1 protein-coding gene is annotated in these 240 nt (G+C 60.0%); it reads right to left on the bottom strand.

Annotated features, from left to right (window positions below; translation table 11 throughout):
• Positions 1-181 (bottom strand): NUDIX domain-containing protein (locus tag EOD29_RS34670; RefSeq protein WP_127248913.1); only part of this gene is annotated, 181 nt, incomplete at its 3' end.
• Positions 182-240 lie beyond the last annotated feature (59 nt).

The raw sequence follows: 240 nt of genomic DNA, 5'->3' as shown, positions 1-240 counted from the left end.
GCGGCATCACGCCTATTTCTTCCATCAATTCCCGGCGCAATGCCGTCTCGGCGTCTTCGCCGTCTTCGATATGTCCGCCCGGCAGGCTCCAGCGATCCCGGTGCACCTTGCGCCTGGAACTGCGTCTGGCCAGGAGAACGGTCCCATTCTGAATCAAGGCGCCCATCGCGATCTCGGGCATCTCATCTTCTCCGTTATGTCAGCAAACTACCGACTGATGCCGCGATCACGATATCCCCG

This window comes from Mesorhizobium sp. M1A.T.Ca.IN.004.03.1.1 (assembly GCF_003997555.1).
Lineage (GTDB): Bacteria > Pseudomonadota > Alphaproteobacteria > Rhizobiales > Rhizobiaceae > Mesorhizobium.
The sequence above is the reverse complement of the archived record's forward strand: the minus strand, read 5'-3'. Positions and strand labels throughout refer to the sequence as shown.